Source organism: Planococcus sp. RAB007_Raresut (genome assembly GCF_057369535.1).
Genome location: NZ_JBXYIF010000108.1, coordinates 1 through 272 on the forward strand (window position 1 = coordinate 1; position 272 = coordinate 272).

General features: G+C 54.4%; 1 protein-coding gene. It reads left to right on the forward strand.

Annotation, left to right across the window (positions count from 1 at the left end; all coding sequences use genetic code 11):
* On the forward strand, positions 1 to 272 hold a 272-nt coding region (locus AC2Q9J_RS17920), incomplete at both ends, for a hypothetical protein (RefSeq protein ID WP_499042031.1).

Consider the following 272-nt stretch of genomic DNA (forward strand, 5'->3'; position numbering starts at 1 on the left):
AGCACAACGACCGGAATTTCGACCTCACCAACAGCGAGCACATCGACCCCGAACGAGCCAAAGGCAATATCTACTGGGACTGCTTCCACGGATTTCGCTCCACTATCGCCCCACAAGACCCGGATGATCTGGCCGGGACATTCTCGGAGGTAGAACGACAATTTTACGAGAGCAGATATTCCAATTTTGTGGAAAGCCAAAACGAGCGCAACGCCAAGATCCGGCACACAGAACGAAACCGCAGCATTCCCGACCTGCTGTCCAGCCGCAAG